General features: G+C 58.9%; 14 protein-coding genes, 2 tRNA genes and 1 pseudogene. 10 read left to right on the top strand and 7 right to left on the bottom strand.

All coding sequences use genetic code 11. From position 1 onward, the window contains the following. Nucleotides 1–57 precede the first annotated feature (57 nt). Nucleotides 58–133: transfer RNA gene (locus CFE47_RS28770), tRNA-Phe, on the top strand. Between the two features lie 131 nt (nt 134–264). On the opposite strand, the gene CFE47_RS28765 is transcribed toward CFE47_RS28770, so the two are convergent. The 4 genes and pseudogenes from CFE47_RS28765 to relB form a co-directional block, all read right to left on the bottom strand. Then, the gene (locus tag CFE47_RS28765; protein WP_286842240.1) at nt 265–1,872 is read right to left on the bottom strand and encodes an ArnT family glycosyltransferase; all 1,608 of its coding nucleotides are present in this window, start codon (nt 1,870–1,872) and stop codon (nt 265–267) included. An 87-nt stretch (nt 1,873–1,959) separates the two neighbouring features. Beyond that, entirely contained in the window at nt 1,960–2,925 is a 966-nt protein-coding gene (locus tag CFE47_RS28760) for an arsenic resistance protein (protein WP_286842237.1), read from the bottom strand. Between the two features lie 82 nt (nt 2,926–3,007). Next, nucleotides 3,008–3,188: pseudogene (locus CFE47_RS28755) on the bottom strand (type II toxin-antitoxin system RelE/ParE family toxin); the annotation flags it as partial. Then, nucleotides 3,182–3,373, bottom strand: a complete 192-nt coding sequence (relB, locus tag CFE47_RS28750) for a type II toxin-antitoxin system RelB family antitoxin (protein ID WP_286842235.1) — start codon at nt 3,371–3,373, stop codon at nt 3,182–3,184. The gene relB and the pseudogene CFE47_RS28755, both read right to left, overlap by 7 nt. Nucleotides 3,374–3,486: 113 nt before the next feature. Between relB and CFE47_RS28745 the strand changes: the two genes are divergently transcribed. Continuing rightward, the gene (locus CFE47_RS28745; RefSeq protein WP_286842232.1) at nt 3,487–4,473 is read left to right on the top strand and encodes an alpha/beta hydrolase family protein; all 987 of its coding nucleotides are present in this window, start codon (nt 3,487–3,489) and stop codon (nt 4,471–4,473) included. 4 nt (nt 4,474–4,477) lie between these two features. Continuing rightward, entirely contained in the window at nt 4,478–4,891 is a 414-nt protein-coding gene (locus CFE47_RS28740) for a hypothetical protein (RefSeq protein ID WP_185704691.1), read from the top strand. A gap of 119 nt (nt 4,892–5,010) precedes the next feature. Here CFE47_RS28740 and gabP read toward each other — a convergent pair whose 3' ends face one another. Beyond that, on the bottom strand, nt 5,011–6,402 hold the full coding sequence (gene gabP / locus CFE47_RS28735) for a GABA permease (RefSeq protein WP_286842229.1): 1,392 nt from the start codon (nt 6,400–6,402) through the stop codon (nt 5,011–5,013). Between the two features lie 554 nt (nt 6,403–6,956). Here gabP and CFE47_RS28730 point away from each other — a divergent pair. The 5 genes from CFE47_RS28730 (at nt 6,957) to CFE47_RS28710 (ending at nt 11,162) form a co-directional block, all read left to right on the top strand. Then, complete coding sequence (locus CFE47_RS28730; RefSeq protein WP_017738342.1) at nt 6,957–7,730, top strand: ABC transporter ATP-binding protein; 774 nt, start codon at nt 6,957–6,959, stop codon at nt 7,728–7,730. A 13-nt stretch (nt 7,731–7,743) separates the two neighbouring features. After that, a complete protein-coding gene (locus CFE47_RS28725; protein ID WP_185704687.1) occupies nt 7,744–8,496 on the top strand; it encodes an ABC transporter substrate-binding protein in 753 nt (250 codons plus the stop codon). Nucleotides 8,497–8,570: 74 nt separating this feature from the next. Further along, entirely contained in the window at nt 8,571–9,266 is a 696-nt protein-coding gene (locus CFE47_RS28720) for an ABC transporter permease (RefSeq protein ID WP_053253867.1), read from the top strand. 38 nt (nt 9,267–9,304) lie between these two features. Further along, entirely contained in the window at nt 9,305–9,994 is a 690-nt protein-coding gene (locus CFE47_RS28715; protein ID WP_026013808.1) for an ABC transporter permease, read from the top strand. Then, complete coding sequence (locus tag CFE47_RS28710; RefSeq protein ID WP_286842313.1) at nt 9,975–11,162, top strand: methyltransferase; 1,188 nt, start codon at nt 9,975–9,977, stop codon at nt 11,160–11,162. Before CFE47_RS28715 ends, CFE47_RS28710 begins: the two co-directional genes overlap by 20 nt. Nucleotides 11,163–11,402: 240 nt before the next feature. Here CFE47_RS28710 and bcsQ (CFE47_RS28705) read toward each other — a convergent pair whose 3' ends face one another. Then, on the bottom strand, nt 11,403–12,335 hold the full coding sequence (gene bcsQ / locus CFE47_RS28705; protein WP_286842221.1) for a cellulose biosynthesis protein BcsQ: 933 nt from the start codon (nt 12,333–12,335) through the stop codon (nt 11,403–11,405). A gap of 208 nt (nt 12,336–12,543) precedes the next feature. Next, on the bottom strand, nt 12,544–13,494 hold the full coding sequence (bcsQ, locus tag CFE47_RS28700; protein ID WP_286842219.1) for a cellulose biosynthesis protein BcsQ: 951 nt from the start codon (nt 13,492–13,494) through the stop codon (nt 12,544–12,546). 341 nt (nt 13,495–13,835) lie between these two features. Here bcsQ (CFE47_RS28700) and CFE47_RS28695 point away from each other — a divergent pair, with 341 nt between their 5' ends. Together CFE47_RS28695 and CFE47_RS28690 are read left to right on the top strand one after the other, a co-directional pair. Then, complete coding sequence (locus CFE47_RS28695; RefSeq protein ID WP_286842218.1) at nt 13,836–14,063, top strand: DUF2790 domain-containing protein; 228 nt, start codon at nt 13,836–13,838, stop codon at nt 14,061–14,063. 123 nt (nt 14,064–14,186) lie between these two features. After that, nucleotides 14,187–14,262, top strand: a tRNA-Thr gene (locus tag CFE47_RS28690). Nucleotides 14,263–14,440: the final 178 nt, after the last annotated feature.

The following is a 14,440-nucleotide window of genomic DNA, read 5'->3' as shown; positions in this document are numbered from 1 at the left end:
TATTTTTTGAAAACTTGCTTGACGACCCCCTGAAAAACCCGTTTAATGCGCCCCGTTGCCCAGATAGCTCAGTCGGTAGAGCAGGGGATTGAAAATCCCCGTGTCGGCGGTTCGATTCCGTCTCTGGGCACCACTAATTAGTTTTAGGTGGTGCCAGCGCCATCTGAAACACACAAAAAACCCGCCTAGTGCGGGTTTTTTGTTGGCTGCGATTTATTGAGCCGCGTAGGGTGACTGTCATCACCCCATCGTGGCCCTAGCCCGTCACTTCAGCAAAAACACCATCAACGGATTGTCATTCAACCGCCCACTGAATACCGGCACCTGATGCTCCAGCGGCGTCCCCACCAGCAACGCCGTCTCCTTGCGCGCCACGATCACCCATGCAGGCCTTGGCAACGTGGCCAACCGCTCAACCTCGCTGCCCCCGACAAACAGCGGCTGCTCGTCGTGGTCCAGGTTCATCATGTAACGCACCGCCCAGGTATCCCGACCGAGATTGACAAACACCAGCGGCCCCGGCTGCGTGACTCGTAGCGCCTCAACATGGCCGACGAAGGTACGGGTGTCGAATTGCAGGTCCTTGGCAGGGTCGACCACCGCCACCAACACCAGCCATTGCGCAACCAATGCGACAGCGCTGAGCCAGACCAGTCGACCTACACGACGCCAGGCGATGACCGCCGCCACTTGCAGAATCAACAGGGCGCCGATCAACAACGGCAACGAAACGTCCGGCCAGTAACCGTGCTTTTGCCACCCATGCCGACAGACAAAGACTACAACCACGCACAACGCCGGCAGCGCCGCGACGAGCCACTCGTAACACCTGCGCACGCCAACGAGCCAGTTTTGCGCCTGGAGCAGCCCATAGGCGGCGACAGCGGCAAACAGCGGCACCATCGGCAGGATGTAATAGGCACGCTTGAAGTGCGGTACCGACAACCCGAGCAAAATCATCAAGCCACAGGCGCCGAGCCGCACCACCATCTGCACGTCTTCATTCACGAACCGCTCCGACCAGCGATGGCGCAGCGCGATCAACGTGGCCAGCGCCAGAGGCACCACCGGGAAGTAACGGTAAACACTCAGCTGGAAGTAGAAATAGAACGGCTCGCCGCTTTCATCGAGGCGCCCACCGACTTGCATCTTGAACACCTCGTCGGCAAAAGCATCGCCACCGCTGATTCGCGCCAGCTTCACCAGCAGCCACCAGCACGCCGCCAACAGCAGCAGGCCGACCACGCCATGGATCAGCACCTGCTTGACCCGCTGCCCCGGACGACTCAGCGCCCAGTACACGCACACAACGCCACACACCTCGATCAACCCCAACGGCCCACGAATCGCGAACCCCAGGATGAACAATGGGAACACGGCCAACTGGCGCAGCCGAGACCCCAGGCGCTCGCCTGTGTGCAACAGGTAGAAACTGCCTACGCATAGCAGCGACACCATCTGATCCAGGCACACCGAGCGCGACTTATCGAGCAACTGCGCGGTGAGCAGCGTCAGCAGCACCGTCAGCAGCGCCCACTGGCGACTCAACGGGACCAGCAAGCGGTAGATCAGCGCGACAACCCCAGCGGACGCGAGGGCCGTGGGCAGGACATTAGCCAGATGATTGGGCGCACCGAACAATCGGGCAAAGACAAAACTGAAGAAGGTCGCGGTACCAGGATAGTCCGCGTAAGGCTGCCCATAGGTAGTGGGGAAAAAGCTCGCGCCATGGCGAAACATTTCTTGCAGGAACAGCGCCCATCGCCCGTCAAACCCCTGGGGCTGCTGATCCCAGATACCCAAGGTGAACAACAACAAAGCAATCAGGAAAATGCCCAGGGACTCCAGGCGAAAGCGGTTGCGGTGATCCATCGATAGACCTGTCAGGTAAGGGGCGCCGACTCATGGTGCCGAACGCATCCCTGAATAGCGCCTGAACAAACCCGAACAATCCTGGGTTTACCGACCTGCGGGCCACACCAGTGCCGGGATTAGACGGATGTAGAGTAGCTCGCCAATCAGCTCTACAAGGGTCTGCAGGATCACCGCCGTGGCAGCCAAGCCGCGCACCTCTTCCGGCAACGCCAACGCCAAGGGCAGCACCACCAGCGAGTTGCGGGTCGACGCGCTGAACGTCACTGCCCGCGCGGTCGCCGCTGGCAACGCAAACACGCGCGAAGCCAACATTCCCATCAACGGTGCCAACACCAGAAAGCCCACATAAACCGGGATCACCGGCACCAGCAAGCGGATATCACGCACCACTGAAGTGATCTGCGAGCCGATCACCACGAGAAGCACCAGCGCCATGGCCGGTACCGGCAACCAGGCCCAGGCGTTGTTCCATGCGCCAACAATCGCCGATTTTTTCGCCAGCGATGTGGTCAGCACCGCCAGAACCATCGGCACCACAATCAACAACAGGAACGCTTCTACAAACGGCCCCGCCGCCACCACAACGTCCGATTGCGCCCCCAGCATCAACCCCAGGTACACCGGCAAAAGCGCCAACTGCAACAACAGCAACACCGGCGTCGCTGCCAGCATCAAGCGCGAATCGCCCTTTCCGATATGGGTAAACACCACCACGTAATCGATACACGGCGTCAGCAGCACCAGCAACGCCCCGACTAGCAACGCCGGGCGCTCCACCAGGCCACGAGTCAACGCCCACACCAGCAACGGCACCAGGATGAAGTTGGCCAGTAGCAACGCCGACAGGAAACGCTTGTTGCCCAAGCCTTGGCGTAGCTCCAGAAAGGGGATTTGCAGGAACATCGCGTACATCAGCACTGCGATGGCGGGGGTGACCAGTACGTTGAGGCCGTGGGCCAATGAGGGTGCGAGCAGGCCGAAGATGATCGCCAGCAGGACGACGACGAAGTAGAGGGGGATCTGGTTGTGTTCGAGGGTGTCGCGAGTCATTGGATCGCTCAGACGGGTCGCAAAAGCGCAAGGCTATGCGTCTACAGGGTCAAGGTCGAACGATTATGGAGTAGATCGCCTGTCAGGGGTATTCCTGGCGGGCGTGTAAAACAGTCAGTATTTCGACCCAATCCGTTATTCGATACACCACCAGGTAGTTAGGGTGCACAACAATCCCGAGTACCCGGAATACGCCCCATACGATACAAATACGGATGATCAGGAAGAGTCGTTGTCGCAGCCTCGATGGCTTCGTTCAACTCGCATCGGTCGTTTTTCGCCTTGACTCAATCAGAGCACGCATCTCGGCCATAACCTGCTCATGCGGGATATTCGGACGCGGATCATCAATAGACGCCTGCACCTTGGCACGAACCCAGCGATCATAGCTGGCGGCCTGCTCTTCTATTTCAAACGCTGAAACGATGGGCGAGAGTGGGATACTCATAGAGACCTCCGTAATGGGCGCCGCAGAGTAGTGAACCCACCGAAGCGCACACAAGTGCTGGCAAACTGGGCAACTGTTACTAAAAAATAAAAACGAATACAGGCCGAGAAACAATGAACCTGAACGACGCGCCCACCAGAATGCCTGCCTCCACACCCACGCTCATTCAAAGCGAACCCTTCGAGGAGCCTGCCAGCGACGGCCACCCCATCGGCGGCTTCACCTGGCGCCACGTGCGCACCGACGTTGAACGCCCGGTGGTGATCATCAACGCCGCTACCTCCCTACGCTGCCGCTATTACTCGCGCTTCGCCGATTACCTGTTCGCCAACGGCCTTGATGTGATCACCTACGATTACCGCGGCATCGGCGAATCCCGTCGCGGCTCGCTACGGGGCTTCAAAGCCTCATGGTCGGATTGGGGCGTGCTGGATTTCGAGGCGATCGTGCAGCGGGCACAGCGGGAGTTTCCAGGGCAACCCATTGATGTGGTCGGCCATAGCTTCGGTGGCTGCGCGGCCGGGCTGGGTGCATCGGGCGCGGTGATTCGGCGGATCGTGACGATGGGCGCGCAGTTTGCGTACTGGCGAGACTACGAGGCGAAGAGCCGCTGGCGCATGTTTGCAAAATGGCATGTGGTAATGCCGCTGGTAACCGCCCTGTGCGGCTACTTTCCCGGCAAGCGCCTGGGCTGGCTGGAAGACACGCCAGCAGGCGTGGTGCGGGACTGGAGCACGCCAACACCCCGCTATGAAACCCGGCCCAGCGGGCGGAGCTTGGGTGAACTGCCCTTCAGTCGAGTGAAGGCACAGTTACTGGCTATCAGCATTACCGATGATCCCTTTGGGACCGTGGCAGCCACCGAGCGATTACTGAGTTACTTCGACGGTAGCGAACGCACCCATCTGAGGATCGCGCCCGAAGATATCGGAGAAAAACAGATCGGGCACTTCGCGTTTTTCCGTAGCGAATATCGGGACCGGCTGTGGCCGATTGCACTCGCGTGGCTGCAAAGCGGCCAATTGGCGACAGATACCCTTGGGATTTCCCCCCACCTGCGCTTCAATACGCCACCCAGATCCACAACCCAAGGACGTTGAGCCCATGGCCTCGCCGAACAAGCAGCAAAAACGCGCCCAGCGCGCAAAGACCAAGGCCAAGCAGAACCGCACCCAACGCGCCGTCGCGACCAAGCCGGATGCATTTGCAGGCGATGACAGCCGTATTGATCTTGAGTCAGTGGATTTGACCGAATTGTTCGTCGAGATGCGCGCTGCGGGCGAGACCAGCCAGCAGGCGTTGTGCGCGGCGTTCCTGTCGCACCCGTTGCTGGCGTTGGTGCTGGAGCAGGAAGGCGAAGAAGAAGCCACCGACTTTATCCTGGCGGCACTGATCGAATATCGGCAGTGGGCCACGGACAGCGATGATGAAGCGGCCGCCCTGGCGTGGATCGAGTCGCCGCAGTTCCAGGCGGATTACGTTGCGGCATCCCAAGCGCTGGCCAGCTCAGAGGACTGACCCAGAACCCAATGTGGGAGCGGGCTTGCTCGCGAATGCGGTGTGTCAGCCGACTGATTCAGTGACTGACACTCCGTATTCGCGAGCAAGCCCGCTCCCACATTTTTTACCGCGCTGCGTCAGTTAAGTACCGCTGCGCCTACTTTCTGGGCTTTGCGGCGGCTCGATACCATCAAGCCCGCCACCACCACCAACAAGCTCAGGATACCGGTCGCGATAATCTCGACCCGGTGCGCTTCCTGGAACAGCATGATGGTCAGCGTACCGACGATAAACACCATCACCGCGTACGTCAGGCCCGGGAACAGCCACATCTTGAACACGATCTTCTCGCCCGCCGCCGTGCGCTTCTGGCGCATGCGCAGTTGCGACACCGCGATTACCAGATACACCAGCAGCGCGATAGCGCCGGAGCTGGCCAACAGGAATTCGAATACCGCCGCAGGTGCCACGTAGTTGGCGAACACCGCCAGGAACGCCGCGCCAGTCGACAGCAACACTGCCCAGTAAGGCGTACCGCTCTTGTTGGTGCGCTTGGCCACAGCCGGCGCGTCACCGCGACGACCCAGCGAGAACAACATGCGCGACGCGGTGTACAGCGCCGAGTTCAGGCAGCTGGTTACGGCAACCAATACCACCAGGTCGACGATCAGCTTGGCGTTCGGGATGCCCATGCGCTCCAGCACGGTCTGGTAGGAACCTACGGCCGCCAGGGTCGGATCGTTCCACGGCACCAGGGATACCACGATGAAGATCGACAGCAGGTAGAACAAACCAATCCGCCAGATCACCGAGTTGGTGGCCTTGGTGATTTGCTGGCCTGGGTTTTTCGACTCAGCAGCAGCGATGGTGACGATCTCGGTACCCATGAAAGAGAACATGGTGGTCAGGATCGCTGCCAAGACCGCGCCCATGCCGTTGGGCATGAAGCCTTGGGTGTCGAACAGGTGAGAAACGCCGCTGACTTGGCTGGTTGGCAGGAAGCCGAAAATCGCCGCTAGGCCGAGGATCACAAAACCTACGATCGCCACTACCTTGATCAGTGCAAACCAGAACTCGAACTCGCCGTAGTTCTTCACGCTGAACAGGTTGGTTGCCGTCAGCAACAGAGTAATGACCAACGTAAACGCCCAGATGGCCACATTAGGGAACCAGGCATGCAGGATGGTTGCGGCTGCGTTGGCTTCCAATGGAATCACCAGCACCCAGAACCACCAGTACAACCAACCAATGGTGAAACCTGCCCAGTGACCAATCGCACGGTCGGCGTAGGTGGAAAAAGAGCCGGTGTCCGGCGACGCCACGGCCATCTCGGCCAGCATGCGCATCACCAGCACCACCAGCGTGCCCGCAGCGGCATACGCCAGCAGTACGGCCGGCCCGGCGGCAGCAATCGCGTGGCCGGAACCAACAAACAAACCGGCACCAATAACGCCGGCAATCGACAGCATGGTGACGTGACGCGGTTTGAGCCCCTGTTCGAGGTCATTGGAGCTTTGCGTACTACTCATTGACACACCTTTACGAGGAATTGCGAAAACGGTCGGCCCAGCCCGGGATCTTTCTCGTGAAAAGAAACCAACAGAGCGTTCTTTATTTTTTACGCAAGATTTGCGCCAAAATGTTACAGACTCCCGATTGACGCGGGCTGCAGCGCGATTCAATAGTTCATGCAAGTCATTGAGATTACTGGCATTCCGCTATAGCGTTACCGAGCGACTCACTTTCAGGACGAATAAACGCACCAAAAACACACACAAAAAGTGCGTGACGCCCCATATAAGGGCTGATATGCACCGTTTGCCCGATTGACCCTTCCAACACCCGGCCAAAGCTGGCACCATCGCGCCCTTTTTTACGCGAAACCTGCGGTTTTCCGGGTTGAAACGGTTGTTCGGTTGTTGATGGCGCGACACGCTGCTGTGCCGATGCGACACCCTGCCGCACACCGCCCGTTTACCGCCCGCCGCGCTGTTGGCTGTCATATAAACGCTGTGCTAGCTTGGCGCCTCGCCAGGAAGGCGGCCCAACAGCAGGATCGCAACGAACACAATGAGGACCCCACATGGCCGAGGCCACGCCCGCGCTTGAAATCCGCAACTTGCATAAACGCTATGGTGAGCTGGAGGTACTCAAAGGTATCTCGCTGACCGCTCGCGACGGCGATGTGATCTCGATCCTGGGTTCCTCCGGTTCCGGCAAGTCCACCTTCCTGCGCTGCATCAACCTGCTGGAAAACCCGCACCAGGGCCAGATCCTGGTGGCCGGCGAAGAACTCAAGCTCAAGGCCGCCAAGAACGGCGAGCTGATGGCCGCCGACGGTAAGCAGATCAATCGCCTGCGCAGCGAAATCGGTTTTGTGTTTCAAAACTTTAACCTGTGGCCGCACATGAGCATCCTCGACAACATCATCGAGGCCCCTCGTCGTGTGCTCGGCCAAAGCAAAGCCGAAGCCATAGAAGTGGCCGAAGCCCTGCTGGCCAAGGTCGGCATCAGTGACAAGCGCCACGCCTACCCCGCGCAATTGTCCGGCGGCCAGCAGCAACGTGCTGCCATCGCGCGCACCCTGGCGATGCAGCCCAAGGTCATCCTGTTCGATGAGCCCACTTCGGCCCTTGACCCGGAAATGGTTCAGGAAGTACTTAATGTGATCCGCGCGCTGGCCGAAGAAGGCCGCACCATGCTGCTGGTCACTCATGAAATGGGCTTCGCCCGCCAGGTGTCCAGTGAAGTGGTGTTCCTGCACCAGGGCCTGGTCGAAGAGCAAGGATCGCCACAGCAGGTGTTTGAAAACCCGCTTTCGGCGCGCTGCAAACAATTCATGTCCAGCAACCGCTAACGGAGCAACATGCATGCAGAACTATAAAAAATTCCTTCTGGCTGCGGCCGTCTCGATGGCGTTCAGCGCCACGGCCATGGCAGAAACCTTGAAAATGGGGATCGAAGCGGCCTACCCGCCGTTCAACAATAAAGACGCCAGCGGCAACGTCGTCGGCTTCGACAAAGACATCGGCGACGCCCTGTGCGCCAAGATGAAAGTCGAGAAGTGCGAAGTGTATGTGTCCGACTGGGATGGCATCATCCCGGCCCTGAACGCCAAGAAGTTCGACTTCCTGGTGTCCTCGCTTTCCATCACCGATGAGCGCAAGCAGGCTGTCGATTTCACCGACCCGTACTACTCCAACAAGCTGCAGTTCATCGCGCCTAAAGCCACCAAGGACTTCAAGACCGACGCTGCCTACCTCAAAGGCAAAGTTATCGGTGCCCAGCGCGCAACGCTGGCCGGCACTTACCTGGAAGACAAGCTGCCTGAAACCGAAGCCAAGCTGTATGACACCCAGGAAAACGCCTACCTCGACCTGACCTCCGGCCGCCTCGATGGCATGCTGGCCGACAAGTACGTGCAGTACGAATGGCTCAAGAGCAAAGACGGTTCGGCCTACGAGTTCAAAGGCGACCCGGTTGTAGAAAGCGACAAGATCGGTATCGCCGTACGCAAGGGCGACCCACTGCGCGAGCGCCTGAACAAAGCCCTGGCAGAGATCAAGGCAGACGGCACCTACAAGAAGATCAACGACAAGTACTTCCCTTTCAGCATCGAATGATCTGAACGGTATGCCCGGCGCGCTCACTTGAGCGCGTCGGCTTTTTGCAATGCCTGCCGCGATATGAAAACACCATGAATTTCGATCTCTACGGATTCGGCCCGGCGCTTGCCGCTGGCGCGCTGATGACCGTCAAACTGGCGCTCACAGCCCTGTGCCTGGGGCTGGTGCTCGGCCTTGCCGGCGCCTTGGCCAAGACATCCCCGTACAAGCCGCTGCAATGGCTTGGCGGTGCTTATTCGACCATCGTTCGCGGCATTCCCGAATTGCTGTGGGTGCTGCTGATTTATTTTGGCACGGTCAACCTGATGCGTGCCCTCGGTGAGTTCTTCGGCAACCCCGACCTTTCTCTAAGCGCCTTTGCCGCCGGGGTGATCGCCCTGGGCCTGTGCTTTGGTGCCTACGCCACGGAAGTGTTCCGTGGTGCGATCCTCGCCATTCCCAAGGGCCACCGCGAAGCCGGTGTGGCGTTGGGGCTGTCGAAGTTCCGGATTTTCACCCGCTTGATCATGCCGCAAATGTGGCGCATCGCCCTGCCAGGCCTGGGCAACCTGTTCATGATCTTGATGAAGGACACCGCGCTGGTTTCGGTGATCGGCCTGGAAGAAATCATGCGCCACGCGCAGATCGGCGTAACGGTCACCAAGCAACCGTTCACCTTCTTCATGGTCGCGGCCTTTATGTACCTGGGCCTTACCGTGTTGGCCATGACCGGTATGCACTTCCTGGAAAAACGCGCCGCCCGCGGCTTTGCAAGGAGCACCCAATGAGCGGCGACTACAGCTGGCTGGCGCATTTCGACCTGGGCCTGAACTGGGCCGTGATCATCAAATGGCTGCCCAAACTGGCCCAGGGCGCGACCCTGACCCTGGAGCTGGTAGCCATCGCCGTGATCGCGGGCCTGCTGCTGGCGATTCCGCTAGGCATCGCCCGCTCCTCGCGCCGCTGGTATGTCAGCGCGCTGCCTTACGCGTACATCTTCTTCTTCCGCGGCACGCCACTGCTGGTGCAGTTGTTCCTGGTCTACTACGGCCTGGCGCAGTTCGACGCCGTGCGTGAGAGCTTCATGTGGCCGTATCTGCGCGATCCGTTCTGGTGTGCCACCGCCACCATGACCCTGCACACCGCCGCCTACATCGCCGAAATCCTGCGCGGCGCGATCCAGGCCATCCCGCCGGGCGAGATCGAAGCGGCACGCGCCCTGGGCATGTCCAAACCCAAGACGCTGTTCTACATCATCCTGCCCCGCGCCTCGCGCATCGGCCTGCCGGCGTACAGCAACGAGGTGATCCTGATGCTCAAGGCCAGCGCCCTGGCCAGTACCGTAACGCTGCTGGAGTTGACCGGCATGGCGCGCACGATCATTGCCCGCACCTACTTGCCAGTGGAGATCTTCTTCGCCGCCGGGCTGTTCTACCTGCTGATGGCTTACATCCTGGTACGCGGCTTCAAATTGCTGGAACGCTGGCTGCGTGTCGATGCATGCCAGGGACGTTAGAGCGCGCTTCGAGGCGCTGGATGAGTTTCTGATCGAGCACCAAGGGCTGTGGAAACCACGGCCCTTTACTCATCTTCAACTCGCCTGGGAATCCCAACATCCCGAGCTTGCACACTGGTTGCGCCAACGCTCGTTGGATGACGCCGAAACCAGCCACAACACCCCGTATGACCTGCCGGCCCCCGCGCCTTTCCCACAGCTTGCCGCGCAGGCTCGCCAGCTCAGTGCTGTGGATAAGTTACCGACCCAGCCCCTGACATCCGCCCGCCATCGCCTGAATGTCGATGTACCTGGCCGCAAGTGGCAGCAGATCGAAGCCTTCGGCGCCGCGCTGCAGTTTGCGCAAACACCCACACACTGGCTGGATTGGTGCGCTGGCAAGGGCCACCTCGGTCGACGCCTGCTACAAACCGGGCAACAACTCACCTGCCTGGAATATGACCCAGCGCTGATCGCCGCAGGCCAAACCTTAAGCGACCACCACGGCCTAGCGGTAACCCACCGCTTGCAAGACGTGATGGACGATGTGGCGATCAGCCCTGAACACACTCCCGTTGCCCTGCACGCCTGTGGCGACCTGCATGTGCGCCTGCTGCAACTGGCCAGTGCGGCCGGCTGCAAACAACTGGCGTTGGCACCGTGCTGCTACAACCGCATCAGCGCAGACGCCTACCAAGCACTGTCCAGCGCAGGCCGCGCCTCAGCCTTGCAACTGTCGGTGGATGACCTGGGCCTGCCACTGAGTGAAACCGTCACCGCCGGCAACCGGGTGCGCCTGCAACGGGACACTTCCATGGCACGACGCCTGGGTTTTGACCGACTGCAACGCCAACTGCGCCAGTGCGATGAGTACCTGCCCACACCGTCCCTGCCCGCCAGCTGGTTGGACAAACCCTATTCTGACTACTGCCGCGAGCTGGCAAGCCTCAAAGGGTTATCCACAGGTGAACAGGATTGGGTGGCGCTGGAGGCGTACGGCTGGCGTCGCCTGGCCGAAGTCCGGAACCTGGAATTGCTGCGTGGTCTGTTTCGGCGCCCGCTGGAGCTATGGCTGGTCCTGGATCGAGCGTTATATCTGACCGAAAGCGGCTACAAGGTAGAGATAGGCAGCTTCTGCGAACCGGCATTGACGCCGCGCAACCTGATGGTGCTTGCCGAGCGCGATTAAGGGGCAAAATTGTCGCAGGGCAGCCTGTGGATAACTCTGTTGATGAATTCTTGACGGGGCCTGTAATCATCTACGCTACCGAACAAGAGCCAGGCTGGTCATTTTTTGTTCACGCCATAAAACACCCGTAAAACAGGCAGTTGCGAGGTGATGAGAACGGCTCCACAAAATGGCCGTTTCGTGACGGCCGCATCCAACCGATTGTGCATAAGCATCTGGCGTTAAGCATCTATACGCGCCTTACGCGCGGTTTTTCGGCGCCTTCAACAACCGGCAAAGGTCGTTGATATCGTCAGTGGCCAAACTCATCACGCGGCTGTCCAACGGGTCAGTGCCAAAGGCCAGGGCTTCGCTGATCGCCATATCGCGATGCACTTCCAGCGGCGCGCGCTCCAATCGCTGTGTGAACGCCTCGACCATGTCCAGGTTGAAGGCATTGCTGTCATCCAACTGGTTGATCACAAAGTGCACGCGCGGCGGATACTCACGCTCAAGGTGCGGCGCCAGCATTGCATCCAGTTGGTCCAGGGTACCCAGTGAGGCTGCATCGGCCTGGGCGACGACCACCACCACATCGGCCACGCTCAGCGCTTGTTGGCTGTACACGTTATTGCCGGCGGGGGTGTCGATGATCAGCGTGTGGCGTTCAGTCAGGCCCAAGGTCGAAAGGCGTTGCGCCAGCCAATTCGAATCACGCTTAAGCCAGCGCTGCAGGTTTTCGCGCTGCTGGGTATCGGTATCGCCAAAGGGGATCACCTGGCAGCCGGCAAACCCGGCCTGCTGGATCAGGTTCCACTGTGCATTCTGCAAGCTAGTGCGACCAATGCCCGGCAAGCCAGCGCTGACGCCGAAGTGATGGCGCAAGGCGTTCTGCGGGTCCAGGTCCAGTGCCACGACGGTTTCGCCTTGGCGCTGCAAACCACTGCTCAAGGCAGTGGCCAACGTACTACGACCGACGCCGCCATTGACCGACACCAGCGCCACCACTTTCGGGCGCGACGTTACGGCATCCACTGGCAGCGTATGTTCATTGGCACTGGGGATTTGTGAAGGAAACGGGGTGCCGTCATCGACGGGAATGCTGCCAAAAAAGTGCAGCCGTGCATTCAGCCCTTGGGCATCTCGAGTGACGTTCTTGCCGAACAGCACCAAAAGCTCATCAGTGAAGCTCATTACCCAAACTCCCACACGACGCGGCTTAAAGACGTGAGGGGTCGGCAAGGAGAAGGCTTACCGCAGGTCTTTTTGTAGGCGTCTCTGTGGAAGCATTCTGTGACAATGCAGGCAATGTGTCATTATTTTGATGATATTGCTGTACGTTTTTTAGACAAGCGGCGAGTCGTCAATTTAATGACCAAAAAACCCTCAGCCATAGGTATTTTTAATCAATTCGCCGAAGCAGCGTGCGGCACAACGCATTGATGTCCTGGCAACCGATGCTATTGATGGCAGGGTCCAGCGGATCGCGACCGTAGGCTTGGGCTTCATTGAACGACGGATCGCGGCGGATCGTGCCCAATAACGCATCGCCCAGGCGCAGCTTGAACACCTCAACCATGTCCTGGCTGAAGTGATGGGCTTCGTCCAGCTGGTTGATCACATAAAACCGATGGGGCGATTTGGCGTGCATCAGGTACGGCGAAAGGAAACTATCGGCCTGAGCCAAGCTACGAAACGACGCGACGTCGGGCTGCACCAACACCAACACAACATCGGCGACTGACATCGCTTGGCTCAGGAACACGCTGTCACCCGCTGGTACGTCAATGACCACCGTATCCTGGCCATTAAGCCCGAACCCCGACAAACGCTTGGCCAGAAACTCGCCATCCTGGCCCAGCCAGCGGTTCAGGCTTTGCCGTTGCACGGAGTCGGTTTTGCCAAACGCGACCAAGCGACAACCCGCAAAACCCCGAACAGGTAACGCCGCCCACGCTTGATGAAGCAGGCTCGTCGCCCCGATTCCGGGAACGTCGGCGGCCTGGCACGCGTGATGGCGCAGCGCATTTTGCGGGTCCAGCTCCAGGGCAAGCGCAGGATGCCCCTGGCGCTGCAGACTACTGGCAATCGCCGCCGTCAGCGTGGTGCGCCCCACGCCGCCTTTAGCCGACACCACCACCACAATCCTGGGCGCCGATTGATCCGAGTACACCTGCCCAAAGGGCCCCTCTACCAATTCAGGAGGGTGCAAAAGGCCCGTTACGCCCAGCTTTAAATCGTCGAGCAAACGCTGCAGGGGAGGCGACGTCGGCTCGCCCAAACCCGATGGATCAACAGGAGGGTTGGCAGCCAGCGCGTTGTATAACTTTGAAATGTCATGCTCACGATTCAATGCCTGCCCTCCTTTCAATTGACGGGAAAATAAGACGCGCATTGTGTGATATCAGATTGGCAGTGTCAGTATTTTGATGATTTACGATAATTAGTTTCAGATGAACGGCATTTAGTCATTTTTATGGCTTATTGCTTTATTCTAACAAATCAAACAGTTAACTAAACTTAACGACCAATCCCTTCCATTTTCGCCGAACTCACCCCACTTCGTATCTGCATGTAGCCGCATTGCAGACACAAACAATACGAAACAAAACCCACCACCCCACGACACAGGCCAGATACCTCTCAGGCGCTCAATAGCCCCACACCCACTATTGATCTTGCGAGGACATCGCCATGAACCCCAACAACTGGAACATCTTCATCGCCGCCAGCCTTCTGGCCCTCACCTTCAACGCCCAAGCCAGCGCGAAGCCGGATATCCAACGCGTACTGTCGACAGTCGAAGACAGCAGCGCCGCCTGCGGCGTGGTGAACGCACACATGACCTACCTGGATTCCCACGGGCAAAAGCAGGTGCTGGACTACAGTAAATTCGCCAGCAATTGCGCCGACGGCAGCTAATGAAAACGCCCGCATTTCAGGCGAAAACCCGAGCGCCGTGAAAAAACCTGTCATTTCGCAAAAATAGTCAGAATTCAGGGGTTTACAGAACCTCGCCAATCGCTATAATCGTCGCCCTAACACGCCGGTATAGCTCAGTTGGTAGAGCAACTGACTTGTAATCAGTAGGTCCCGGGTTCGACTCCTGGTGCCGGCACCATACGCAGCATCAAAAAAGGCTCACCGCAAGGTGGGCCTTTTTTGTTTTCCCTGTCTCGTCCTGAATAAGGTTTACACCTTCTGACCCAATCTCAGGAGGGCGTAATGAATGCAGGAAAAAGGCGCAGTCAGCGTGATTACTCGCTGACCTTTAAATTGTCCGTCGTCGACCAGGTCGA

The organism is Pseudomonas sp. PGPPP1 (assembly GCF_002255865.1).
Classification (GTDB): Bacteria; Pseudomonadota; Gammaproteobacteria; order Pseudomonadales; family Pseudomonadaceae; genus Aquipseudomonas; species Aquipseudomonas cremoris.
This window is presented reverse-complemented; position numbering and strand designations above follow the sequence as displayed.

What these genes read in the sequence shown, in the direction of transcription:
- CFE47_RS28745 (WP_286842232.1), top strand. Translation starts at nt 3,487, where the DNA reads ATGAACCTGAACGACGCGCCCACCAGAATGCCTGCCTCCACACCCACG.
- CFE47_RS28740 (WP_185704691.1), top strand. Translation starts at nt 4,478, where the DNA reads ATGGCCTCGCCGAACAAGCAGCAAAAACGCGCCCAGCGCGCAAAGACC.
- CFE47_RS28725 (WP_185704687.1), top strand. Translation starts at nt 7,744, where the DNA reads ATGCAGAACTATAAAAAATTCCTTCTGGCTGCGGCCGTCTCGATGGCG.
- CFE47_RS28710 (WP_286842313.1), top strand. Translation starts at nt 9,975, where the DNA reads ATGCATGCCAGGGACGTTAGAGCGCGCTTCGAGGCGCTGGATGAGTTT.
- CFE47_RS28760 (WP_286842237.1), bottom strand. Translation starts at nt 2,925, where the DNA reads ATGACTCGCGACACCCTCGAACACAACCAGATCCCCCTCTACTTCGTC.
- CFE47_RS28730 (WP_017738342.1), top strand. Translation starts at nt 6,957, where the DNA reads ATGGCCGAGGCCACGCCCGCGCTTGAAATCCGCAACTTGCATAAACGC.
- CFE47_RS28720 (WP_053253867.1), top strand. Translation starts at nt 8,571, where the DNA reads ATGAATTTCGATCTCTACGGATTCGGCCCGGCGCTTGCCGCTGGCGCG.
- gabP (WP_286842229.1), bottom strand. Translation starts at nt 6,402, where the DNA reads ATGAGTAGTACGCAAAGCTCCAATGACCTCGAACAGGGGCTCAAACCG.
- CFE47_RS28765 (WP_286842240.1), bottom strand. Translation starts at nt 1,872, where the DNA reads ATGGATCACCGCAACCGCTTTCGCCTGGAGTCCCTGGGCATTTTCCTG.
- bcsQ (WP_286842221.1), bottom strand. Translation starts at nt 12,335, where the DNA reads ATGAGCTTCACTGATGAGCTTTTGGTGCTGTTCGGCAAGAACGTCACT.
- relB (WP_286842235.1), bottom strand. Translation starts at nt 3,373, where the DNA reads ATGAGTATCCCACTCTCGCCCATCGTTTCAGCGTTTGAAATAGAAGAG.
- CFE47_RS28695 (WP_286842218.1), top strand. Translation starts at nt 13,836, where the DNA reads ATGAACCCCAACAACTGGAACATCTTCATCGCCGCCAGCCTTCTGGCC.